Here is a 23741-nt window from a genome sequence, read left to right as displayed (position 1 = left end):
CCCGCCGTCACGCCATCAAGGAAAGACGCCCATGGACCGGACCGGCCTGCTGATCATCCTGTCATCGCCCTCGGGCGCGGGGAAATCGACGCTGGCCCGGCGGCTGATGGACTGGGATCCCTCGTTGCGCTTTTCGGTATCCGCCACCACGCGCCCGCCTCGCCCGGGCGAGGTCGAAGGGCAGCATTACTATTTCACCACCCCCGGCGCCTTCCGCCAGATGGTGGAACAAGGCCAGATGCTTGAATATGCCGAGGTTTTCGGCAACCTGTACGGCAGCCCGCGCGCCCCGGTCGAGGCCGCGATGCGCGACGGGCGCGACACGCTGTTCGACGTGGACTGGCAGGGCGGCCAGCAGATCCGCGCCTCCGCCCTGGGGGGCCATGTGGTGTCGATCTTCGTGCTGCCGCCGTCCCTGCCGGAACTGGAACGCCGCCTGCGCGCGCGCGGCCAGGACAGCGACGCGGTGATCGCGGGGCGGATGGAGAAAAGCCGGGCCGAGATCAGCCACTGGGCCGAATACGACTACGTCCTGGTCAACGACGACCTGGACCAGACCGAAGGGCAACTGCGCGCCATCCTGACCGCCGAACGCCTGCGCCGCGACCGGCAGGGCGGCCTTGGCCGCTTCGTCAAGCACCTGATGGAGGAACACGCATGATCTGGGAACTGGACGGCCACGCCCCGCGCATCGCCCCTGATGCCTGGGTCGCGCCCGATGCGCAACTGATGGGCAACGTGGTGCTGGAAGAAGGCGCCTCGGTCTGGTGGGGCGCGGTGCTGCGCGGCGACAACGAGGAGATCCGGGTGGGATCCGGCAGCAATGTGCAGGATCTGTGCGTCCTGCACACCGATCCGGGCTGTCCGCTGGTGATCGGCGCGGATTGCACGATCGGCCATCGCGCGATCCTGCATGGCTGCATCATCGGCGACGGCGCGCTGGTCGGCATGGGCGCCACCATCCTGAACGGCGCGCGCATCGGCGCGGGCGCCCTGATCGGCGCGGGCGCGCTGATCGCCGAGAACAAGGAGATCCCGCCCGGCGCCCTGGTCATGGGCGCGCCCGGCAAGGTCGTGCGGATGCTGGACGATGACGCGCGGGCCGGGCTGCTGCGGTCCGCCGAACGCTATCGCGCCAATGCCGCGCGGTTTCGCGCCGGGTTGCGGCAGGCCGGATGACCGAAGGCGCGCATCGCCCGGCCTCGGACCTGCTGGAAGGCGTGCCCGTCCCCATGCTGGCCGTCGATGGCCGGGCGCGCACCATCGGCGCCAACCGCGCAGCGGTCGCGCTGTTCGGGGGGTCTGACCTGCTGAACCGGCCCTTCGTGACGATCCTGCGCCATCCAGGCGTCGTGGCGGCGGTGGATTGGGTGCTGGATCCCGACCGTCATCCCGCGCCGATGCCCGACCCCTCGCTGCCCCCGCCCATCGAGGGCGTGGTCCGGTTGGGCGCGGTGATCCTGGCCGACGGGCGCGACATCGCGGCGGACATCACGGTGGCCCGGCTACCCTCGGCCCTGGGGCGGGGGGCGACGGTCGCCGTGCTGGACCGTTCCGTGGCCGAGGAAGCCGAACAGATGCGCCGCGATTTCGTGGCAAACGTCAGCCACGAGCTGAAGACGCCGCTGACCGCGATGATCGGCTTCATCGAAACCCTGCGCGGCCCGGCCCGCGACGACGCCCGCGCCCGCGACCGCTTCCTGGACATCATGGAGCGCGAGGCCGCCCGCATGAACCGCCTGGTCAGCGACCTGCTGTCCCTGAGCCGCGTCCAGGCCGAGGAACGCCGCCGCCCCCTTGGCCAGGTGGATCTGCCGCTGCTGCTGCGCGGCGTGCTGGCCACGATGGACCAGGGCGCGCGGGCGGCGGGCGTCGCCGTGGAAACCCGGGGCATCGCCGGCAGCCAGCGCGTGCCGGGCGATCCCGACCAGCTGGTGCAGGTCTTCCAGAACCTGATCGAGAACGCGCTGAAATACGGCGGCCAAGGGGGCTACCTGGGCATTTCCATGCGCCGGATCGACCACGAGCCGCTGCTGCGCGGCCCCGCCTGGGCGGTCGAGATCCGCGACCGGGGCGAGGGGATCGAGGGGATGCACCTTCCCCGCCTGACCGAGCGTTTCTACCGCGTGGACGCGCACCGGTCCCGCGCGCAGGGCGGCACCGGCCTGGGCCTGGCCATCGTCAAGCATATCGTGAACCGCCACCGGGGCCGGCTGCGCATCGACAGCGCGCGCGGGCAGGGCAGCGCCTTCACGGTGATCTTGCCGGAAAGCGCCAGCCGGGGTTAGGGTTTGCCGGTGGCGGGCCTGCGTTCCCTGACCTATAACCCTTGCAACCCACGACGGAGGCCGCCGATGACCCAGACACCCCAACCCGATCCCGCCAAGCTGGCCGCCGCGCGCGAAGCCGTGGCCCTGGTGCGGGACGGCATGAAGCTGGGCCTGGGCACAGGATCGACCGCCAGCGTCATGGTCCGCGAACTGGCCGCCCGCGCGCGCGCCGAGGGGCTGTCGCTGCGCTGCGCCGCGACCTCCAGGGCCACCTGCGAACTGGCCGAAAGCCTGGGGCTGTCCATCGAAAGCCTGGACCGGATCGGCTGGCTGGACATGACCATCGACGGCGCCGACGAGGTCGATCCCGACCTGCACCTGATCAAGGGCGGCGGCGGCGCGCATCTGCGCGAAAAGATCGTGGCGGCGGCCAGCAAGCGGATGGTGGTCATCGCCGACCCGGCCAAGGTGGTTGAACAGCTGGGCGCCTTTCCCCTGCCGGTCGAGGTCGTGCAGTTCGGGTTCGAGACCACCCGCACCCTGATCCGCCGCGCCCTTGACGACCTGTCCCTGGGCGACCGCGAGGTGCTGCACCGCCTGAAGGGCAGCGAGCCCTGGGTCACGGACGAAGGCAACTGGATCCTGGACCTGCACCTGCAATCCATCCCCGATCCCCTCGCGCTGGCCCGCGCCCTGTCGGCCATTCCCGGCGTCGTGGAACACGGGCTGTTTTTGGGCATGTGCCACCTTGCGATCATCGGCAAGCCCGACGGCACGGTTGTCCGGCTGGACCGCAATGCCGATATCGATGCCGACATGCTGGCGGGCGAGGGGGACCAGCCATGAGCTTCGACTATGACCTGTTCGTGATTGGCGGCGGCTCGGGCGGGGTCCGGGCGGCGCGGGTCGCGGCGGGCGAACACGGCGCGCGCGTGGCGCTGGCCGAGGAAAGCCGCATGGGCGGCACCTGCGTCATCCGGGGCTGCGTGCCCAAGAAGCTGATGATCTTCGCATCCCAAGCCGGGCTGCTGGCTGATGAAATGCGCGGCTATGGCTGGGACGGGGCGCAGGCGGGGCGCTTTGACTGGGAGGTGTTCCGGCACAAGATGGACGCCGAACTGACCCGGCTGGAGCTGATCTATACCGCGAACCTGACGAAAGCCGGGGTCGAGATCTTCCACCAGCGCGCCACCCTTGTCGATCACCACACGGTCGCCCTGGCCGACGGCACCCGCAAGACTGCCAAGCACATCCTGATCGCCGTCGGCGGACGCCCCGCGCTGCCCGGCATCCCGGGCGAGGAATTGGGCCTGGTGTCGGACGACCTGTTCACCATGGACAGCCTGCCGCGCCGGGTGCTGCTGGTCGGCGGCGGCTATATCGCCTGCGAATTCGCCACCATTCTGGCAGGCCTGGGCTGCGACACGGTGCAGGTCTATCGCGGCGATGCGGTACTGCGCGGCTTCGACCGGCAGGCCCGCGACATGGCGACCCTGCAACTGAGCGACATCGGCATCGACCTGCGGCTGAACGTCAACCTGACGGGGCTGGAACGGAACGGCGACCGCATCGGTGTCACCTTCGGCGACACCAGCCGCGAGGACTTCGACGCGGTGTTCTGGGCCACGGGCCGCGCGCCCTATACGGCCAAGTTGGGGCTGGAGAACACTGGCGTCCACCTGCGCGCGAACGGCGCGATCGCCGTGGACGAATGGTCGCAAACGGCGGTCCCGTCGATCTTCGCCGTGGGCGACGTGACCGACCGGGTGAACCTGACCCCGGTCGCGATCCGCGAAGGCCACGCCTTTGCCGACACGGTCTTCGGCGGGCGGGCGCGCAAGGCCAGCCACGTGAATGTCGCCAGCGCCGCCTATCTGCGCCCGCACGAGGCCGCGTCCGTCGGGCTGACCGAGGAACAGGCGCAGGCGCGCGGCGACGTGGATGTCTATGCCACGGTGTTCCGGCCCATGCGGTCGATGTTCGCGGGCAGCAATGCCAGGGTGATGATGAAGCTGCTGGTGGATCCCGAAACCGACCGCGTGCTGGGCTGCCACATCTTCGGCCCCGACGCCGGAGAGATGATCCAGCTGGCCGCCATCCCCATCACCATGGGCGCGACCAAGGCCGATTTCGACGCGACCATGGCGGTCCACCCCACGGCGGCCGAGGAACTGGTGACGATGCGCCAGCCTGTCCGGCGGCACCGGCTGGAGATTCCTGCACAGGCTGCAACTGCCTGACAATTGCGACAGATCGGCGCGGACAGGGGGCGTCCGGGTTGACATTTCCCCCGGTGGCACCAGTTTTCAAGCAACGGAATTCCGAAGAAGAAAGAAGGACCACTGATGGCAAGTCATGGCCCATGGGGCGGCGGAAACGGCGGAGGAGATGACGAGGATCGCGGCAAGCAGCCCTCGAACCGCCCCTGGGGACAACAGCAGCCACCGAAAGGCCCGCAGCGGCCCGGCGGCCCCCAGCAGATGCCCGAGATCGAGGAGCTGATGAAGAAGGGCCAGGAACGCCTGCGCGTGCTGATGGGCGGGCGCGGCAGCGGTCCCGGCCCGAACGGCGGCGGGGGGCGCCGCCCGTCCGGTCCCGGCTTCCAGATGAACCGCACCACGCTGACCATCGGCGGGCTGGTGCTGGTGGCGCTGTGGGCCTTTGCCAGCTTCTACCGCGTCCAGACCAACGAAAAGAGCGTCGAGTTCCTGTTCGGCCGCGCCGTCGCCGTGGGGTCCGAGGGCCTGAACTTCGCCCCCTGGCCCGTCATCACCGCCGAGGTCATCCCCGTCACCAACGAACGCGTGACCGAGATCGGCACCGGGCGCGAGGGCGAGATGGACAACGGCCTGATGCTGACCCGCGACCAGAACATCGTGGACATGGAATACCAGGTCGTCTGGAACATCTCGGACCCCGAGAAATTCCTGTTCAACCTGGCCGACCCCGCCGACACGATGCGCGCGGTGGCGGAATCGTCCATGCGCGACATCATCGCCCGCAGCGAACTGGCGCCGATCCTGAACCGCGACCGGGGCACGATCGCCAACGACCTGCAAACATCGGTCCAGGAAACGCTGGACGCCTATGAGGCCGGGATCAGCGTGGTCCGCGTCAACCTGGACCGCGCCGACCCCCCGGCCGAGGTTATCGACGCCTTCCGCGAGGTGCAGGCCGCCCAGCAGGAACGCGACCGGCTGGAAAAAGAGGCCGACGCCTATGCCAACCGCGTCCTGGCGCAGGCCCGCGGCGACGCCGCGCAGGCCCTGGAACAGGCCGAGGCCTATCGCGCCCAGGCGGTGAACACCGCCCAGGGCGAGGCCGCGCGCTTCAATTCCATCTACGAGGAATACGTGAAGGCTCCCGACGTGACCCGCCGCCGGATGTATCTGGAAACCATGGAAAACGTCCTGGGCAACGTGGACAAGGTCATCATCGGCGAGGGCATGGACGGGCAGGGGACGGGCGTGGTGCCCTTCCTGCCGCTGGACCAGTTGCGCCGCGGGGGCGGCGCCAACACCAATGCCGGCACGAATACCGGAGGAAACAACTGATGGCCGCGCGTCGCATAACCCTGTCCACGCTGGCCATCCCGCTGCTGATCGCGGTGGCGGTGCTTGTCGCCTCGTCCCTGTTCATCGTGGATGAACGCGAAAAGGCCCTGGTGCTGCGCCTTGGCCGCGTGGTCGATGTCAAGGAAGAACCGGGCCTGGGCTTCAAGCTGCCGTTCCTCGACAATGTCGAGAAATACGACGGCCGCATCCTGGGCCTGCCCACCGTTCCGCTGGAGGTCACGCCGCTGGACGACCGCCGGCTGATCGTGGACGCCTTCGCCCGCTGGCGCATCACCGACGTGGTCCGCTTCCGCCAGGCCGTCGGCGCGGGCGGCATCCAGGGAGCGCAGGGCCGTCTGGAACCCATCGTGCGCAACGCCATCCGCGAGGTGCTGGGCACGGTCCCGTCCACCAGCGTGCTGTCGGACGACCGCACCGCGCTGATGAACCAGATCCGGGACGAGGCGCGCGCAAACTCGGAAGGCCTGGGGGTCGAGATCATCGACGTGCGCTTGACCCGCACCGACCTGCCCGAGCAGAACCTGAACGCGACCTATGCCCGGATGCGCGCCGAACGCCAGCGCGAGGCCGCCGACGAGATCGCCCGGGGCGGCGAGGCCGCGCAGCGCGTGCGCGCCGCCGCAGACCGCACCGTGACGGAACTGACATCCGAGGCGCAGAAGCGGGCCGAGATCGCCCGAGGCGAGGCCGATGCGCAGCGCAATGCGATCTATGCCGACGCCTTCGGCCGCGACCCGGAGTTCTTCGCCTTCACGCGGTCGATGACCTCGTACGAACGGGCGCTCAAGGGCGAGAACAGCGCGATGGTGTTGCAGCCGACCGGCGAGTTCTTCAGCTATCTGCGCGACGACGGTTCCAGCCGGGCGAACCCCTCGCCCACGCCGGTGCCTGCGGGCAATTCGGCGGCCGAAGTGCTGGCCCCGGCTGCTGCCGGGGACGAGGAAGGCTTGGTCACGCCCACCGTGACCGACCGCGAAGGGAACCGCCTGGGCGAAAGCGCGGGCGTCACCCTGACCCCCGTGCCGGAAATGCTGACCACGCCCCCGCAGGAAACGAACGGCGTCGTGGCCCCCGCCGCACAGGCCGGGGACACCGCGCCCCCCGCCGCGCCGCAATCCGACGACCTTGAACCCGCGCCGCAGGACGGCGTGGCAGAGCCGGTCTCGCAGGCGCAAGAATGAGACGACGCAAGGGGCGGATGGCAGCATCCGCCCTTTCTGCAATGAATGTCACGATCAGTTCACTGCCCGAGAGCGTGGTTTATTTGCACCGCCGCCCTATTTCTTCTTCATATCCCCAGGTCCCCGGCCCATGTCGCGACCAGGGCATCCTGCGAAAGATGAGGACATCCGCATGAAGACGCTTTCTCCTCGGCACCTCCTGACCGCCTCGGCACTGGCCGTGACCGTCGGCCTTGGCCTTGCTGCCGCCCAAGACGCGCCGCAGCCCGACATCTCGCCCGAGGCGAGCCAGCAGGCGCAAGAGGCGGCGAACAACAACGAACCGCTGTCGGCGCCCGCGACGGCCTCAAGCCAGGTCATGCCCGACAGCTTTGCCGATCTGGTCCAGCAGGTCGCGCCCGCCGTCGTGAACATCACCACCAGCGCCGTGGTCGCCCAGCCGACCGGGGGCGAGGGCGGGCCGATGTTCCCCGAAGGCAGCCCGTTTTCCGACCTGTTCCGCGACTTCGGGATCCCCGGGATGCCGGGGCAGGAAGGCCAGGGCAGCCCGCGGATGCCGCAGCGGTCGAACGCATTGGGGTCCGGCTTCGTCATTTCGGCCGACGGCTTCATCGTCACGAACAACCACGTGATCGAGGGCGCGGACGAGATCGAGATCGAGTTCTATTCCGGCGAGACCCTGCCCGCCAAGGTGATCGGCACGGATCCGAACACCGACGTGGCGCTGCTGAAGGTCGAAAGCCCGGACCCGCTGCCCTTCGTGGAATTCGGCAATTCGGACGAGGCGCGGGTGGGCGATTGGGTGCTGGCGCTTGGCAACCCGCTGGGGCAGGGCTTCTCGGCCAGCTCGGGGATCGTGTCGGCGCGCAACCGCGAATTGTCGGGCACCTATGACGACTATCTGCAGACCGATGCGGCGATCAACCGCGGCAACTCGGGCGGGCCGCTGTTCAACCTGCAGGGCGAGGTCGTGGGCGTGAACACCGCGATCCTGTCGCCCAACGGCGGGTCCATCGGCATCGGCTTTTCCATGGCGTCGAACGTGGTGTCGACCGTCGTGGACCAGCTGCGCGAATTCGGCGAAACCCGGCGCGGCTGGCTGGGCGTCAAGATCCAGGACGTGACCCCCGACATGGCCGAGGCGCTTGGCCTGGCCGCCGAATCCGGCGCGATGGTGACGGACGTTCCCGAAGGCCCCGCGAAAGAGGCCGGGATGCGCGCCGGCGACGTGATCACCAGCTTTGCCGGATCGCCGGTCGAGGACACCCGCAGCCTGGTCCGCCGCGTGGCCGAGGCGCCTGCGGGCGAGCCGGTCGAGGTGGTGGTGCAGCGGACGGACGGTCCCGTGACGCTGTCCGTGACGCTGGGCCGGCGCGAGACGGCGGAAGGCGCGGGCGATACGCCGCAGGCCGGAGGCAATGCCGCGCCCGAGGACATCCTGGGCATGTCGCTGTCCGTCCTGACGCCCGAGATGGCGCAGGAGATGGGTCTTGAAGGCGACATGAAGGGCTTGGTCGTGCGCGAGGTCGATCCGGCCAGCGAAGCCGCCGAAAAGGGCCTGGCCCCCGGCGACATCATCACCGAGGCGGGCCAGCAGCCCGTGGCCTCGATCGCCGACCTGAATGCCCGCATCGACGAGACGCGCGAGGCGGGCCGCAAGTCGCTGCTGGTCCTGGTGCGCCGCGACGGAGAGCCGCGCTTCGTGGCGCTGCCGGTGGGCGAACGCTGATCCTGGCCTGCGGCATCAAGGGGGCGGTCCTGCGGGGCCGCCCCTTTTCATTGCAAGTCCCTGGGGCAATCCGGCCATGCCTGACGACGCACCGCTGATCCTGACCGTCCGGTTCGACGAGGCCAGCTTTGCCCATTTCCAGGCCATGCGGCAGCGCCATTTCCCGCCCGCGCGCAACCATATCCCGGCGCATCTGACGCTGTTTCACCACCTGCCGGGCGACCGCATCGGCTGGATCGCGCAGGAACTGGACCGGATGGCCCGGGACACCGCGCCGGTCGCGGGCCGCGTGTCGGGGTTGCGGTTCCTGGGCAAGGGCGTGGCCTATGACCTCGACTGCCCGGAGATCGAGCGGGTGCGGGCCGTGCTGTCCGGCATCTTCGCCGATCACCTGACCCCGCAGGACCGCCAGCGCATCCGGCCGCATGTGACGATCCAGAACAAGGTCGCCCCGGCGGAGGCCCGCAGGCTGTTCGACGACCTGTCCGCAGGCTTCCGGCCCTTTCCCTTCACGGCGACCGGGTTCCTGTTGTGGCGCTATCGCGGCGGGCCATGGGACCCGGCCGGCCGGTTTCCCTTTGCCGGATGACAGGCCGCGCCCCTTTTCTTTGCGGGTGCGATGGCCTATCTGCCCCCTGCACAGCAAAGGACGCACAGCCATGGCCCGCATCACCTATATCGAGCATAACGGAACCCGCCACGAGGTGGACGTGAAGCCCGGCATGACGGTGATGGAAGGCGCGCGCGACAACGGCGTGCCCGGCATCGACGCCGATTGCGGCGGCGCCTGCGCCTGTTCGACCTGCCATGTTTATGTCGATCCCGCTTGGGTGGACCGGCTTCCCGCGCGCGACCCGATGGAGGAGGACATGCTGGACTTCGCCTATCAGCCCGATCCCGAACGCTCGCGCCTGACCTGCCAGATCAAGGTGACGGATGCGCTGGACGGCTTGGTCGTCCAGATGCCCGAACGCCAGATCTGACTATTTCAGCAGCGCCAGCGCCTGCCCCAGGTCGATCGCCCCGTCATACAGCGCCCGTCCCGAGATCGCGCCCGCGATCACCTGCGTGTCCTTGAGCGCGCGCAGGTCATCCAGCGACGACACTCCGCCCGATGCGATGACGGGGATGCTGACTGCGCGGGCCAGTCCTTCCGTCGCGGCGATGTTCGGGCCTTGCATCGCGCCGTCGCGGTCGATGTCGGTATAGATGATCGCGGCCACGCCCGCGTCCTGGAACTGCCGGGCCAGGTCGGTCGCCATCACCTGCGTTTCCGTGGCCCAGCCACGGGTGGCGACCCGGCCCCCGCGCGCGTCGATGCCCACCGCGATCCGCCCCGGGAAGGCGGCGGCGGCTTGGCGAACCAGGTCGGGGTCTTCCACCGCCACCGTGCCCAGGATCACGCGCGACAGGCCCTTGGCCAGCCAGCCCTCGATGGTCGCCATGTCGCGGATGCCGCCGCCCAGTTGCGCCGGAATGTCGATGGCGGCCAGGATCGCCTCGACCGCCGGGGCGTTCACCGGATGGCCCGCGAAGGCGCCGTTCAGATCCACCAGGTGCAGCCATTCCGCCCCCGCGTCCTGAAAGGCGCGCGCCTGCGCCGCCGGGTCGGTGCCGAAGACGGTCGCGGCCTCCATCTCGCCGCGCAGCAGGCGGACGCAGTTGCCGTCCTTCAGGTCGATGGCGGGGTAAAGGATCATGGCACGCTCCGGTGTTCGCAGGTTGCGCATCCTTTGCCACGGGGACGCGCGGAACGGAAGGGCGCCGCGACCTCACGTCACCCTTGCCAGACAGGGGTGGCCTGCGCAGCATCCCGCCTATCCTTGAGGAGGGAACCATGCGCCACATCATCATCGCCGCCATTCTTGCCCTGGTTGGCACCGCAGCCGCTGCCGACCCCATCGAGGGCGTCTGGCAGACCCAGCCGGACGAGGGGGCCTTTGCCCATATCACCATCGCCCCCTGCGGCGGGGCCTTCTGCGGCACGATCACCCGGACCTTCCAGGGCCAGTCGGAGTTCCAGTCGCCGAACCTGGGCCGCCAGATCGTCATCGACATGGCCCCCCAGGGCGGCGGCGATTACGCGGGCAAGGTGTGGCGCCCGGCCAACGACAAGATCTACAACGGCAAGGCCAGCGTGCAGGGCGACCGGATGAGCCTGTCGGGCTGCGTCGCGGGCGGGCTGATCTGCAAGAGCCAGACCTGGGCGCGGGTGCGGTAGGGGGCTGCACCGCCCTGCTTGCGCAATTCCAAGAAGTTTAAGCAATCCGTCTTTGATTTCAGCCGCTTGCGCAGATAGGAAGCGGCTGGATGTTCATGAACGGATTGCCTTGATGAAGATGTTGCGCGGTGTTGGTATCCCTCTGACGGTCGGCATGGCTGGTCTTCTGTCCGGCTGCGGCACCAGCTATGATCTGCCGGGCGTGGATGATGCGGTGAACGCCCGCGCCAATGCGATGTTTGCCCAAGCGAAAGCCGCGCCGCCCCGCGCGGCCGCCACCCCTGCCGCAGGCGCGGCGCGGTTTCAGCGCGTGGCCTCCCGCGTCCAGCCGGTGGCCGAGCGATTGTGCAACGCCGAACTGGCCGAAAAAGGCGCCGATTGCCGCGTGCAGTTGGGGCTTGACATGCAAAGGACCGACCGGAACGCCTATTTCACCTATGCGGGACCAGGAAACGGCAACCCGGTGATCCGCTTCACCGTCCCGATGCTGCAGGACGTTGAAAGTGACGATGAGGTGGCGTTCATCATGGGGCATGAATATGGCCACCTGATCGGCCAGCATATCGTCAAGCAGCAACAGCAGGCTGTCGCGGGCGCCCTGATCCTGGGGGCCATCACGGCCTATGGCAACGCCCAGGCCGCATCCGCCGGGCAAAGCTATGATCCCAATGCCGTCAGCCGGAACATGGAGATCGGCGCCGCCGTCGGCAGCAAGGCCTATTCCCAGACCTACGAATTGGAAAGCGACATGCTGGGCACGCGCATTGCCATGGCCGCAGGCTATGACCCTGTGAAGGGCGCGCAGTTCTTTGCCCGGGACGAAGCCGCGCGGTCACGGAACGGGCAGCTTTCCTTCTGGGGAACGCATCCCGCGGATTCCAGGCGCCTGGCAGTGGTGCTGGCGACCGTGGATCAGGTCAAGGCCGGACCGGCCGACAGGGAATAAGCAAACGCACCCGCCGGATGGGGATGCGCCAGCGCCTTAGGCCGTCCGCCATTGCGACACGCAGGGGATCTTGTCCCGGTCGCAGCGGTCGGCGTATTTGCGGGCGATTTCCTGGACCTCGGCCAAAAGGCCGTCCTCCAGCTTGATCGGCTCCAGCCCCAGGCCGAGGAAGCGGTCGTTGGCGACGTGCAGGTCGTTCTCGTCGGCCTCGTTGCGGGGATTTTTCAGGAAGGCGACCTCGACCCCGGTCTGGTCGGCGATCATCCGGGCCAGGTCGCGGACGCGGTGGGTTTCGGTCATCTGGTTCAGGATGCTGACCCGGTCGCCGCGCACGGGCGGGTTCATCAGCGCCAGCTCGATGCAGCGGCAGGTGTCCTGGATATGGATGAAGGCGCGGGTCTGGCCGCCCGTGCCATGCACCGTCAGCGGATAGCCGATGGCCGCCTGCATCAGGAAGCGGTTCAGCACCGTGCCGTAATCGCCGTCATAGTCGAAGCGGTTGATGAGCCGGTCGTCCATCCGGGTCTCGCTGGTCTGGGTGCCCCAGACGATGCCCTGGTGCAGGTCGGTGATCCGCACGCCGTCGTTCTTGTTGTAGTAAAAGAAGAACAGCTGATCCTGGGTCTTGGTCATGTGATAGATCGACCCGGGGTTCGCGGGATACAGGATCTCCTGCCGGTGGGGACCGTTCTCGGTTTCGACCAGCACGTCCAGGTATCCTTCGGGGATCTTCATCCCCGCCGTGCCGTATCCATAGACACCCATGGTGCCCAGATGGACCAGGTGGATGTCCTGGCCGGACTCGACGATGGCGGCCAGCACGTCGTTGGTGGCGTTGAGGTTGTTGTTGACCGTATACCGCTTGTGCCAGCTGGACTTCATCGAATAGGGCGCGGCACGCTGCTCGGCGAAATGGATCACCGCGTCGGGCCGTTCGTCGCGCAACAGGGTTAGCAGGCGGTGGTAATGCTTGCCCACGGTGAAGTTTTCCACGCGGATCGTGTGGTTGGTCAGTTCGTGCCACGCCCGCACGCGTTCGCCCAAGGGGCGGATCGGGGTCAGGCTGCTGACTTCCAGTTCAACGTCGATCTTGCGGCGCGACAGGTTGTCCACGATGATCACGTCATGGCCGCGCGCCGAAAGGTGCAGCGCGGTGGGCCAGCCGCAGAAACCGTCTCCGCCCAGAACGATGATTTTCATGAACCTGCCTTCGATGACCGTTTTGCCGCCTTTTAAAGGGGCGAACCGGCGGATGCCATAGCTGCCACGCCCCTGACATGCGGCCGTTGCAATCCGCAGCCCCCGGTCAGGCGGCGGGCCGCTGCATGTTGGCGTTATGCGCCTGGATGGCGTCTTCCAGGTCGTGGTAATAGCTGAGCTGGCCGTTCTCCAGCACCGCGCCCGCCTGGCAGATTTCACGCAGCGTCTGCATGGAATGGGACACCACTACGGCGCCCGCCGCCTTCATGCGGGCGTTGAAGACGTGGTTCGACTTGGCGCGGAACGCCGCATCCCCCACGGCCGAGACCTCGTCCACCAGATAGGTGTCGAAGGGAACCGCCATCGAGACGCCAAAGGCCAGCCTGGCCTTCATGCCCGCCGAATAGGTGCGGAAGGGCAGGTGGAAATGCTGGCCAAGCTCGGCGAACTCCTCGACGAAGTCGCGCATCTCGTCGGTGTCGATGCCATAAACGCGGGCCACGAAGCGGCAGTTCTGCTCGCCCGTCAACTCGCCGTTGAACGACCCGGCAAAACCCACGGGCCAGCTGATCGTGCCGGTGGACAGGATCTGCCCCGAGGTGGGCAGCATCGCGCCCGAGATCATCCGCAACAGCGAGGACTTGCCCGCCCCGTTGCGGCCCAGCAGGGCCACGGACACACCCGTGGGAAAGGTCGCGTTCAGGTTGTCGGCCACGACCTTGCGCCGCCCGTTCAGCTTGTAGACCTTGGTCAGGTTCTCCAGCCGGATCATCGCCGGTCGCGCAGGCTGTAGAAGGTCAGCACGCCCACCACCCAGATCAGCAGCAGGAAGCCGCCCATGATCGGCAGCAGCTTCATGCGCTTGGGGAATTCCGAATCCTGGGCCAGCGTCGGCTTGACATAGGCGGCCAGGTAGCGCGTCTGGCGCGCCGCCTCTGCCCGGGCGACATCATAGGCGGCCATGGCCGCGACATAGGTCTGTTCGGCGAACTGGCGGTCCACCGTCAGGCTTTCGAACTGGCCGACCACCTCGGACAGCGCCTCTCCGGTCGCGGTTTCCGAACCGAACTTCTGGCGCTCCGACGCGATCTGTTCCCGGATCACGTCGATGCGCAACTGCGTCTGCTCGATCCGGGGGTCGTTTTCCTGGGCATTGGCCTGCAGCAGCCCAAGCGCCACGAGCTGTTCGGCCAGCTGCGCCTGAAGGGTGCTGACGACGCCGACCTGGCCCGCGACATCGGCGGTGGGATCGACAAGCTGGTGGCGGTTGCGGAACTCGGTCATGGCCTGGCGGGCGGACCGCAGGCGTTCCAGCGCCTCGTCCAGGTCGTGGCGGGCATAGCGCAGCGCATCCTCGCGGGCGATGTCGTTCAGATCGTTCACCAGGACCGTGCTTTCGTCATAGATGGCCTGGGCGATCTTTTGCGCATCCTGCGCATCGAAGGCCAGCACGCGCAGGTCGATCATCCCCTCGTCGTAATAGACGCGGACCTTGCGTTCCCATTCCCCCAGCAGATCTTCCAGCGAATCGTTGCCGGTATAGGCGAAGATCGGATCGTTCTCGGGCCTGGACCAGATGGCGCGCAGGTCCAGCTTGTCGTCGATCCGCTGGACCAGGTCATGGCTCTGGATGAACTTGTAGAGGATGTCCGTGTCGCTTCCCGTGCTGGAGGTGGTGCCGACCAGCGAGCTGAGGCCGCCCAGCAGTTCGCTGGACACGGGACCGGATTCGGACCGCACCGTGAAGCCCATGTAGGAGGCATACTGATCCTCGGCCCGGGCATAAAGATACCAGGCGCTGACCAGCAGCGGCAGCAGCACGACCAGCAGGAAGCTGGCGGCCACCCCGATGTGGCGCCGCTTGAGGCGGGCCAGGCTTGCCGTCGGCTTGACGGGGGGCAGGGCGGCCGGTTTCGGCGGCACGGGCCGTCCGGGGCCGCCAGGGACCGGGCGTGCCGGCTGCGCGCCGGGACCGCCGGCGGGGCGGGCCTGCCCGGGTCCGGGAACCGGCTGTGCCCCGGCGGGCCGCACGGCCTGCACGGGCGCGGCTGCGGCGGGCTGGCCGGCCGGCCTGGGCGGCGTCGCCTGCGCCAGTCCCTTTTGCGCAAAGGGCGGTGCGGCGACGCCTGGCTGGGCGGGATTGGGGCGGGGCATGTCGGCGTGAACCGGCTTGTCGTTCGGGACGGTCATTGCACGGCCACTCGCCTGCTGTTGATCTGTTGCCAAGTGTCATACATAAACCGCTCAAACAGTTCCAGCGTCCTGACAGGGGCGTGAACAGGCAAGCGGCGGGTCACAGCCAATGTCCAAGATCACCTTTCCCTCGCCCGCGGCGAACCCCGCCCCGTCCGAGACGCTGCGCCTGTCGCACCGGCACCGGTCCTTTTCCAGCCTGCGGGCGGTCAGCGCCCTTGTCCTGCGCGAGATGTCCACGACCAACGGCCGGTCCGCGGGCGGATACCTGTGGGCCGTGGCCGAGCCTGTGGCGGGCATCGTGCTTCTGACGATGATCTTCTCGATCCTGTTGGCAAAGCCGCCGATCGGCACGAACTTTCCGATCTTCTATGCCACGGGGATGGTGCCCTTCCTGTTCTACATGGCGATGTCCGCCAAGGTCTCGCAATCCGTCATCTATTCCAAGGCCTTGCTGGCCTATCCCGCCGTGACCTTCATGGACGCGCTGCTGGCCCGGATGATCATGAACGCCATCACGCAACTGCTGGTGGCTTACCTGATCTTCGCGGCGCTGCTGATGTTCCAGGAAACCCGGACCGACCCCCAGGCCGGAGGGATCGCCTTGTCCCTGCTCATGGCCTTTGCCTTCGGCGTGGCGGTGGGCGTGGTCAACTGTTTCCTGAACGAGGCCTTCCCCTGGTGGCAGCAGGTCTGGGCGATCCTGAACCGGCCCTTGTTCCTGATCTCTTGCGTGCTGTTCGTTTATGACGACATCCCCTCGCCCTTCGCGGATTACCTTTGGTACAATCCGCTGGTCCACATCGTCGGGCAGATGCGCAAGTCGTTCTATCCCTCGTACCCCGGGGATTATGTCAGCCCCGCCTATGTCCTGGGCGTTTCGCTGCTGGTCTATGCCCTGGGGCTGGCGCTGCTGATCCGCTATCACCGCGACCTGCAGAACAGCTGATCACCCCCGCGGGTCGATCAGCCGGGCCAGCACCGCGTCCCGGGTGATGAAGCCGCCGCCCTGGACGGGCAGGGCGTGCCGGTCGGCCAGAAGGCCCATGACCTGGCGCACCGGCATGTCGCGCGGGACGGGTTCCCCCCCCATGCCTTCCGCCGTCTCGCCCGGCTGGGCGACATCGGCGGCGGTCAGCACGCCCAGCGGGTTCATGTGAGCCACGAAATCGGCGACATAGTCGTTGATCGGGTTGGCGATGATGTCGCGCGCGGTGCCGATCTGGACGATGCGGCCGCCCTCCATCAGGGCGATGCGGTTGCCCAGCTTGAAGGCCTCGTCCAGGTCGTGGCTGACGAAGATGATCGTGCGCTGCGTCCTGGCCTGCAGTTCCAGCAACTCGTCCTGCAGGCGCGAGCGGATCAGCGGGTCCAGCGCGCTGAACGGTTCGTCCATCAGCAGGATCGGTGCCTGGGTCGCGAAGGCGCGGGCCAGGCCCACGCGCTGCTGCATCCCGCCCGACAGGTCGCCCACCTTGCGTTCGGCCCATTCGGTCAGGCCCACGGTGTCCAGCTGGTGATCCACCTGCGCGCGGCGGTCGGCCACGGACATTCCGGCCAGTTCCAGCCCCAGGCCAACGTTTTCGCGCACCGTGCGCCAGGGCAGCAGGCCGAACTGCTGGAACACCATCGCCACATGGCGCAGGCGGATGTCGCGCAAGGCCCGCTTGCCCGCCCCGCTGACCGAGATCATGCCGTGGCCGTCCCAAACCCGGACCTCGCCCCGGCAGACATGGTTCAGCGCGTTGACCGCGCGCAGCAGCGTGGACTTGCCGGACCCCGACAGGCCCATCAGCACCAGGATCTCTCCCTGACGGACGTTCAGGGAACAATCGTGGACGCCCAGCACCTGGCCGGTCGCGGCACGGATTTCGCCGCGCTCCTTGCCCTGGTCCATCAGGGGCAGGGCGGTCTCGGGGCGGTCGCCGAAGACGATGCAGACCCCGTCGAACTCGACGGCATTGGGAATGGTGTTCATCTGCGCCCCTCCATCCGCAGCATCCGGTCCAGAAGGATCGCCACCACGACGATCACGAAGCCCGATTCAAACCCCAGCGAGGTGTTCACGCTGTTCAGCGCCCGGACCACCGGCACCCCCAGGCCTGCTGCGCCCACCAGGGCCGCGATCACGACCATGGACAGCGACAGCATGATCGTCTGGTTCAGCCCGGCCATGATCTGCGGCAGCGCGCTTGGCAGCTCGACCTTCCACAGCAACTGGCGCGGGGTCGCGCCAAAGGCCGTCGCGGCCTCGACCAGGGCGGGCGGAGTCGATGCGATGCCAAGCTGGGTCAGGCGGATCGGCGCGGGCAGCACGAAGATCACGGTCGCCAGCAGGCCCGGCACCATGCCGATGCCGAAGAAGACGATCGCCGGGATCAGGTAAACGAAGGTCGGCAGCGTCTGCATCAGGTCCAGCACGGGCCGCATCCAGGCATACAGGCGCGGGCGATGCGCGGCGGCGATGCCCACCGGCACGCCGATCGCCATGCAGACCAGGCAGGCCCCCAGCACCAGGGTCAGCGACTGCATCATCTCGTCCCAATAGCCCTGGTTCAGGACGAACAGCAGGCCCAGGGCGACCAGAAGGCAGGTCTTCCAGTTGCGCTGCAAGGCCCAGGTCAGCGCCACGGCCAGCAGGATGAACAGCAGCGGATGCGGGGCTTCCAGCGCGGCCAGGATGCGGCCGATCAGCCACTCCAACACGCCCGCGATGATGTTGAACAGCCCCGCGGCGTTGGCGTTCAGCCAGTCGAAGGCAGACTTGGCCGTCCGCCCGACGGGGATCTTGTTGTCGGTCACAAGCGCCGTCAGCTGCTCCATGCGGTTTTCCCCTGGTCCTGGTGTCGTGGCATCGGTCGGCGGCGGTGCTTAGTCGGACAAGGCGTCGCTCAGGGCGGATGCCGCGTCGTTGCCGTCGAATGTCGTGACGCCGTCCAGCCAAGGGGTCGCGGCGTCGGGATTGGCCGTCAGCCAGTCCTTCGCGGCCTCCATCGGATCTTGCCCGTCGTTCAGGATCTTGCCCATCACCTCGTTTTCCATGGACAGGGTGAATTCCAGGTTCTGCAGGAACTTGCCCACGTTCGGGCATTCGGCGACGTAACCGTGGCGGGTGTTGGTGCGCACCTCGGCCCCGCCCAGGTCGGGACCGAAGATCTCGTCCCCGCCGGTCAGATAGGTCATCTCGAACTGGGCGTTCATCGGATGGGGTTCCCACCCCAGGAAGACGACCGGCTGGCCCGCCGCATCGGCCCGGGCGACCTGCGCCAGCATCCCCTGTTCGCTGGATTCGACCACCTCGAAGGTGCCCAGGCCGAACTTGTCGTTCGCCACCATCTCCAGCAGCAGGCGGTTGCCGTCGTTGCCGGGTTCGATCCCGTAGATCTGGCCTTCCAGCGCGTCCTTGTGTTCGGCGATCTTGCCGAAATCGGTGATCCCCAGGTCCGCGCCCGCCTTGTTGGTGGCCAGCGTGTATTTCGCGCCCGTCAGGTTGGTGCGCACCGTGTCCACCGTGCCCGCGTCGCGATAGGGGGCGATGTCGGCCTCCATCGTGGGCATCCAGTTGCCCAGGAAGATGTCCACGTCGTCGGTGGACAGCGCGGTATAGGTGACGGGCACCGACAGAAGCTTGGTTTCCGTCTCGTACCCCAAGGCCTGCAACACCGTCGAGGCGATGGCCGTGGTCGCGGTGATGTCGGTCCAGCCCACGTCGGACAGCACCACCTGGCGGCAATCCTCCGGCTCGGCTGCAAGGGCGGGTCCGGCAAGTGCCGTGCCGATCACCACGGAAAGGGTCAGGCTTTTGCGGATCATGCGAGGCTCCCTGTTCTTGATTGGTCAGTCAATTAAAGTTACACAGGCTTCAAATAGCAACCATCTTCTGCGAACAGGTGCCACCTTGCCCAAGATTGGGGCCGAGCCTATCCGAAAAGCCGCGCTAATCAACGCCACGATCTTCGAGGTGGGGCGCGCGGGGTCTCTGGATGTCACCGTGGCGCAGATCGCCCGGCGCGCCGGCATGTCGCCCGCGCTGGCGCATCACTATTTCGGGTCCAAGGACCAGATGTTCCTGGCGGCGATGCGCTACATCCTGCGGAACTATGGCCGGTCGGTCGCGGACCGCCTGCCGGGCCACGGCAAGCGCGGGCGTCTGGATGCCATCGTGCAGGCCAGCTTCGCGCCGCAGAACTTTCAGCGCGAGACGGTCAGCGCCTGGATCAACTTTTACGCATTGGCGCTGATCAACCCCGAGGCCGGGCGGCTGCTGCGCGTTTATCACTGCCGGCTGCGGTCGAACCTGATGGTGGCGCTGCGGCCCCTGGCTGCCGATCCGGCACGCATTGCCGAAACTTTGGGCGCCCTGATCGACGGCGTCTATCTGCGTGCCGTGCTGACCCCGGGCGGCATCCATGCCGCTGTCGCCGAGAAGCTGGTTTTCGATTACCTGGACGAGGCCCTGTCATGACCCGTAACGCCCAACCTGCCGCCAGCCTGTTCATCGACGGGACCTTCGTGGAAGGCGAGGGCGCCGCGCTGCCCGTCCTTTACCCCTATACCGGCGAGGAAATCGCGTCCCTGCGCGAGGCGTCCGCGAATCAGGTGGCGCTGGCCTGCCGGTCGGCGGCCCGCGCGCAACCCGCCTGGGCCGCCATGGCCCCCACTGAGCGGGGCCGCGTGCTGTCCCGCGCCGCCGCCATCATCCGCGAGCGGAATCAGGAATTGTCCCGGCTGGAAACGCTGGACACGGGCAAGCCGATCCAGGAAACGCTGGTGGCCGACTGGGCATCCGGCGCGGCGGCGCTGGAATATTTCGGCGGTCTGGCGGCAACCGTGACCGGCCAGATGATCCCGCTGGGCCGCGATTGGGCCTATACCCGGCGCGAACCCTTGGGCGTCTGCGCGGGCATCGGGGCCTGGAACTATCCCAGCCAGATCGCCTGCTGGAAGGCCGCGCCTGCCTTGGCGATGGGCAATGCCATGGTCTTCAAGCCGTCCGAGGAAACCCCGCTGGGCGCGCTGAAGCTGGCCGAGATCCTGATCGAGGCCGGTGCCCCGCCGGGCATCTTCAACGTCGTGCAAGGGCGCGGCGCGGTCGGCGCGGCGCTTGTCACCGATCCCCATGTCGCCAAGGTGTCCTTGACCGGATCGGTCCCCACAGGCCGCCGAGTCTATGCCGCCGCCGCCGAAGGGATGCGCCACGTCACGATGGAGCTTGGCGGCAAGTCGCCCCTGATCGTCTTCGACGATGCCAGTCTGGAGGACGCGGTGGGCGCGGCGATCATGGCGAACTTCTATTCCTCGGGGCAGATCTGTTCCAATGGCACGCGGGTGTTCCTGCAACGGGGGATTGCCGCGCGGTTCCTGGACCGCCTGTCCGAACGTCTGGCGACGATTCGCACAGGCGATCCGCTGGACCCGGAAACCCAGTTCGGCCCGATCATCAACGGCACGCAAGCCGCCAAGATCCGCGCAGCCATCACGGCGGGCCAGGATGCGGGCGCGCGGCTGGTCTGCGGCGGCGCGGGCGAGGGGGCCTTCGTCCCGCCCACCGTCTTTGCCGACGCCACCGACGACATGGCGATCACCCGCGACGAAATCTTCGGCCCGGTGATGACCACGCTGACCTTCGCCGACGAACCTGAGGCCGTGGCCCGCGCCAACGCCACCGGCTTCGGCCTGGCGGCGGGGGTCTTCACGCAGGATCTGACCCGCGCCCACCGCGTGGTCGCGGCGCTCGAGGCGGGCACCTGCTGGATCAACGCCTACAACCTCACGCCCGTGGAAATGCCTTTCGGCGGGGTCAAGCTGTCGGGCTTGGGACGCGAGAACGGCACCGCCGCGATCGAGCATTATTCGCAACTCAAGACCGTCTATGTCGGCATGGGCGCCGTCGAGGCGCCGTATTAAGGGGACCAGCCATGACTGCTGATTACGTCATCGTCGGCGCCGGTTCCGCCGGTTGCGCCCTGGCCTATCGCCTGACCGAGGCAGGCCACAGCGTCACGCTGATCGAATACGGCGGCAGCGACATCGGCATCTTCATCCAGATGCCCGGCGCGCTGTCCTATCCGATGAACATGCCGCGCTATGACTGGGGATTCGCCAGCCAGCCGGAACCGCATCTGGGCGGGCGCAGGCTGGCCACGCCGCGCGGCAAGGTGCTGGGCGGGTCGTCGTCGATCAACGGCATGGTCTTCGTGCGCGGCCACCGCAAGGACTACGATTACTGGCGCGACAGCGGCGCGGCAGGCTGGGGTTATGCCGACGTGCTGCCCTATTTCAAGCGGATGGAAACCTGGCACGGCGGCGCATCCGAATGGCGCGGCACCGACGGCCCGCTGCACGTGACGCGCGGCAAGCGCCGCAACCCGCTGTTCGACGCCTTCATCGAGGCCGGGCAGCAGGCCGGCTGGCCCTATACGCCCGACTACAACGGCGAAAACCAGGAAGGCTTCGGCCCGATGGAGGCCACGATCTGGAAGGGTCGCCGCTGGTCCGCCGCCAACGCCTATCTGCGCCCGGCGCTGAAGACCGGGCGGCTGACGCTGATCCGCGCCCTGGCCCGCCGCATCCTGTTCCAGGACAAGCGCGCCCATGCCGTCGAGATCGAGCGCAAGGGCCGGATCGAGACGATCCGCGCGACCCGCGAGATCATCGTCTCGGCCAGCTCGATCAACACGCCGAAGCTTCTGATGCTGTCGGGCATCGGTCCTGCCGACCACCTGCAAGGCCACGGCATCGCGCCGCTGGCCGACCGTCCCGGGGTGGGGGCGAACCTGCAAGACCACCTTGAAATCTACATGCAATACAAGGCGCTGAAGCCGATCACGCTTTACACCTATTACAACCTTCTGGGCAAAAGCCGGGTCGGCGTGGAATGGCTGCTGCAAAAGACCGGGCTTGGCGCGTCGAACCAGTTCGAAAGCTGCGGCTTCGTCCGGTCCTCGGACGCGGTGGATTACCCCGACATCCAGTATCACTTCCTGCCGCTGGCCGTGCGCTATGACGGCAAGGCGGCGGCGCAGGGCCACGGGTTCCAGGCCCATGTCGGCCCGATGCGGTCGAAATCGCGCGGCACCGTGCGCCTGGCCTCAGGCGACCCGGCGGCCGCGCCCGAGATCCGCTTCAACTACATGTCGCACCCCGACGACTGGGCCGAATTCCGCGCCTGCGTGCGGCTGACGCGGAAAATCTTCGACCAGCCTGCCTTCGCGGAATACCGGGGCGACGAAATCCAGCCCGGCGCGCATGTCCAGACGGACGACCAGATCGACGCCTTCATCCGCGACCACGCCGAATCGGCCTATCACCCCTGCGGCACCGCGCGCATGGGCGCGGCCAGCGACCCGATGGCCGTGGTCGATCCCGACCTGCGGGTGATCGGCGTCGAAGGCCTGCGCGTAGCCGACAGTTCCATCTTCCCGCGCATCACCAACGGCAACCTGAACGGCCCATCCATCATGGTCGGCGAAAAGGCCGCCGACCACATCCTGGGCCGCGCGGCGCGATCCGACGACCGCATGGCCGCCGAATAGCCGCTTCTTCTTCACTCAAATATCCCCGCCGGAGGCTCCTGCCCCTGCCACAAGGCGCGTCAGCCGTTCCCCTCGCGCGCCGCGGCCACGACAGGTTCCAGCCCATCCGCCGGCATCCCGCGCAGCAGCGTGTCGCCGATGACGAAGGTCGGCGTGCCCATGATCCCCATGCGTTCCGCCAGTTGCCGGTTCTCGCGCAGGACGGCGGACACGGATTCGGTGTTCATGGTGTTCAGTACCTCGTCGCCGTCCACGCCGATGTCGGAGGCGATCGCCTTCAGCGCCTCGGGCGAGGGGGCGCCGCGCAGCGCCATCAGTTCGTCATGCGCCTGGACGTAAGCCTCGTCCCCGCCGATCTGCTTGACCGCGACCGCGAACCGGGCGGATGTCTCGCTGTCAGGGCCAAGGATCGGAAATTCCTTCAGGATCACCCGGACATTGCCGTCGCTTTCGACCAGATCATGAACCTGATCGTTGAACTTGCGGCAATAGCCGCAGCGATAGTCGATGAATTCCACCATCGTCACGTCGCCGTCCGGGTTGCCGCCGACCCAGCTGTGGCCGTCGTCGAAGATGGCGTCGCGGTTCGATGCGACCAGGGCCACGTCGCCCTGGGCCTCGGTGGCGGCGCGGCGTTCCTCCAGGACGTTGATGGATTCGACCAGAACCTCGGGGTTGGCCATCAGGTATTCGCGCACGGCATTGCCGAAGGCGGCCTTTTCGGCGTCCGACATGGCGTCGATGTCGAAGGCCAGGGCGGGGGTCGCGGTCAGAAGCAGCGCGGCGATCAGGCGTTTCATCGAAATCCTCGTTGTCGGGTTGCCCCCAGCTTGCCGCGCGCAGGCGGGCTTGGCAAGGAACCGGCTGACAAAGCTGCGTGACCGGGGGCTT

24 protein-coding genes are annotated in these 23741 nt (G+C 67.7%); 16 read left to right on the top strand and 8 right to left on the bottom strand.

Translation table 11 applies throughout. From position 1 onward, the window contains the following. Nucleotides 1–31: 31 nt before the first annotated feature. The 10 genes from gmk to GIY56_RS02155 all read left to right on the top strand — a co-directional run bounded on the left by gmk (nt 32) and on the right by GIY56_RS02155 (nt 9738). Nucleotides 32–661 carry a guanylate kinase gene (gmk, locus tag GIY56_RS02200; RefSeq protein WP_154763169.1) on the top strand — a complete coding sequence of 210 codons (630 nt, stop codon included), beginning with the start codon at nt 32–34 and terminating at the stop codon, nt 659–661. Then, nucleotides 658–1179: a gamma carbonic anhydrase family protein gene (locus GIY56_RS02195; RefSeq protein ID WP_154763168.1), complete on the top strand. Its 522-nt coding sequence runs from the start codon at nt 658–660 to the stop codon at nt 1177–1179. Before gmk ends, GIY56_RS02195 begins: the two co-directional genes overlap by 4 nt. Then, on the top strand, nt 1176–2288 hold the full coding sequence (locus GIY56_RS02190; RefSeq protein ID WP_154763167.1) for a sensor histidine kinase: 1113 nt from the start codon (nt 1176–1178) through the stop codon (nt 2286–2288). The genes GIY56_RS02195 and GIY56_RS02190 overlap by 4 nt, the downstream gene beginning before the upstream one ends. Before the next feature lie 66 nt (nt 2289–2354). Then, on the top strand, nt 2355–3116 hold the full coding sequence (rpiA, locus tag GIY56_RS02185) for a ribose-5-phosphate isomerase RpiA (protein ID WP_154763166.1): 762 nt from the start codon (nt 2355–2357) through the stop codon (nt 3114–3116). Continuing rightward, nucleotides 3113–4510, top strand: a complete 1398-nt coding sequence (gene gorA, locus GIY56_RS02180) for a glutathione-disulfide reductase (RefSeq protein WP_154763165.1) — start codon at nt 3113–3115, stop codon at nt 4508–4510. The genes rpiA and gorA overlap by 4 nt, the downstream gene beginning before the upstream one ends. A gap of 105 nt (nt 4511–4615) precedes the next feature. Continuing rightward, a complete protein-coding gene (gene hflK, locus GIY56_RS02175; protein WP_154763164.1) occupies nt 4616–5824 on the top strand; it encodes an FtsH protease activity modulator HflK in 1209 nt (402 codons plus the stop codon). 14 nt (nt 5825–5838) lie between these two features. Next, complete coding sequence (gene hflC, locus GIY56_RS02170; RefSeq protein WP_328288422.1) at nt 5839–7026, top strand: protease modulator HflC; 1188 nt, start codon at nt 5839–5841, stop codon at nt 7024–7026. A gap of 172 nt (nt 7027–7198) precedes the next feature. After that, on the top strand, nt 7199–8755 hold the full coding sequence (locus GIY56_RS02165) for a Do family serine endopeptidase (RefSeq protein WP_154763162.1): 1557 nt from the start codon (nt 7199–7201) through the stop codon (nt 8753–8755). Between the two features lie 76 nt (nt 8756–8831). Beyond that, nucleotides 8832–9344, top strand: a complete 513-nt coding sequence (locus GIY56_RS02160; RefSeq protein WP_154763161.1) for a 2'-5' RNA ligase family protein — start codon at nt 8832–8834, stop codon at nt 9342–9344. A gap of 70 nt (nt 9345–9414) precedes the next feature. Further along, the gene (locus GIY56_RS02155; RefSeq protein ID WP_154763160.1) at nt 9415–9738 is read left to right on the top strand and encodes a 2Fe-2S iron-sulfur cluster-binding protein; all 324 of its coding nucleotides are present in this window, start codon (nt 9415–9417) and stop codon (nt 9736–9738) included. Here the strand turns inward: GIY56_RS02155 and hisA are convergent, their stop codons facing one another. Next, a complete protein-coding gene (gene hisA, locus GIY56_RS02150; RefSeq protein WP_154763159.1) occupies nt 9739–10455 on the bottom strand; it encodes a 1-(5-phosphoribosyl)-5-[(5-phosphoribosylamino)methylideneamino]imidazole-4-carboxamide isomerase in 717 nt (238 codons plus the stop codon). It abuts the gene before it with no gap. Between the two features lie 137 nt (nt 10456–10592). On the opposite strand from hisA, the gene GIY56_RS02145 reads away from it, so the two are divergent. Beyond that, nucleotides 10593–10976: a DUF2147 domain-containing protein gene (locus tag GIY56_RS02145; RefSeq protein WP_154763158.1), complete on the top strand. Its 384-nt coding sequence runs from the start codon at nt 10593–10595 to the stop codon at nt 10974–10976. Nucleotides 10977–11130: 154 nt separating this feature from the next. Then, complete coding sequence (locus GIY56_RS02140) at nt 11131–11922, top strand: M48 family metallopeptidase (RefSeq protein ID WP_230312223.1); 792 nt, start codon at nt 11131–11133, stop codon at nt 11920–11922. 36 nt (nt 11923–11958) lie between these two features. Here the strand turns inward: GIY56_RS02140 and GIY56_RS02135 are convergent, their stop codons facing one another. The 3 genes from GIY56_RS02135 to GIY56_RS02125 form a co-directional block, all read right to left on the bottom strand. Further along, nucleotides 11959–13122, bottom strand: a complete 1164-nt coding sequence (locus GIY56_RS02135) for an NAD-dependent epimerase/dehydratase family protein (protein ID WP_154763156.1) — start codon at nt 13120–13122, stop codon at nt 11959–11961. Between the two features lie 106 nt (nt 13123–13228). Beyond that, nucleotides 13229–13894: an ABC transporter ATP-binding protein gene (locus GIY56_RS02130; RefSeq protein WP_154763155.1), complete on the bottom strand. Its 666-nt coding sequence runs from the start codon at nt 13892–13894 to the stop codon at nt 13229–13231. Continuing rightward, entirely contained in the window at nt 13891–15312 is a 1422-nt protein-coding gene (locus GIY56_RS02125; protein WP_154763154.1) for a hypothetical protein, read from the bottom strand. The genes GIY56_RS02130 and GIY56_RS02125 overlap by 4 nt, the downstream gene beginning before the upstream one ends. A gap of 112 nt (nt 15313–15424) precedes the next feature. Between GIY56_RS02125 and GIY56_RS02120 the strand changes: the two genes are divergently transcribed. Then, on the top strand, nt 15425–16264 hold the full coding sequence (locus GIY56_RS02120) for an ABC transporter permease (protein WP_154763153.1): 840 nt from the start codon (nt 15425–15427) through the stop codon (nt 16262–16264). Here GIY56_RS02120 and choV read toward each other — a convergent pair whose 3' ends face one another. From choV to choX, 3 genes are read right to left on the bottom strand one after another with little or no spacing between them, the layout of a single operon-like run. Next, complete coding sequence (choV, locus tag GIY56_RS02115) at nt 16265–17293, bottom strand: choline ABC transporter ATP-binding protein (RefSeq protein WP_154763152.1); 1029 nt, start codon at nt 17291–17293, stop codon at nt 16265–16267. Beyond that, nucleotides 17290–18138 carry a choline ABC transporter permease subunit gene (gene choW, locus GIY56_RS02110; protein ID WP_154763151.1) on the bottom strand — a complete coding sequence of 283 codons (849 nt, stop codon included), beginning with the start codon at nt 18136–18138 and terminating at the stop codon, nt 17290–17292. Before choW ends, choV begins: the two co-directional genes overlap by 4 nt. A 48-nt stretch (nt 18139–18186) precedes the next feature. After that, entirely contained in the window at nt 18187–19128 is a 942-nt protein-coding gene (choX, locus tag GIY56_RS02105; RefSeq protein WP_154763150.1) for a choline ABC transporter substrate-binding protein, read from the bottom strand. An 85-nt stretch (nt 19129–19213) separates the two neighbouring features. On the opposite strand from choX, the gene betI reads away from it, so the two are divergent. From betI to betA, 3 genes are read left to right on the top strand one after another with little or no spacing between them, the layout of a single operon-like run. Beyond that, nucleotides 19214–19780 (top strand): choline-binding transcriptional repressor BetI, encoded by a 567-nt coding sequence (gene betI, locus GIY56_RS02100; RefSeq protein ID WP_154763149.1) that lies wholly within the window; start codon nt 19214–19216, stop codon nt 19778–19780. Further along, complete coding sequence (gene betB / locus GIY56_RS02095) at nt 19777–21222, top strand: betaine-aldehyde dehydrogenase (RefSeq protein WP_154763148.1); 1446 nt, start codon at nt 19777–19779, stop codon at nt 21220–21222. The genes betI and betB overlap by 4 nt, the downstream gene beginning before the upstream one ends. A gap of 11 nt (nt 21223–21233) precedes the next feature. Beyond that, nucleotides 21234–22850 (top strand): choline dehydrogenase, encoded by a 1617-nt coding sequence (gene betA / locus GIY56_RS02090; RefSeq protein ID WP_154763147.1) that lies wholly within the window; start codon nt 21234–21236, stop codon nt 22848–22850. A gap of 59 nt (nt 22851–22909) precedes the next feature. On the opposite strand, the gene GIY56_RS02085 is transcribed toward betA, so the two are convergent. Continuing rightward, nucleotides 22910–23650, bottom strand: a complete 741-nt coding sequence (locus GIY56_RS02085; protein WP_154763146.1) for a DsbA family protein — start codon at nt 23648–23650, stop codon at nt 22910–22912. Between the last annotated feature and the right edge of the window lie 91 nt (nt 23651–23741).

The sequence above is a fragment of the Paracoccus lichenicola genome (assembly GCF_009708075.1).
GTDB lineage: Bacteria > Pseudomonadota > Alphaproteobacteria > Rhodobacterales > Rhodobacteraceae > Paracoccus > Paracoccus lichenicola.
This window is presented reverse-complemented; position numbering and strand designations above follow the sequence as displayed.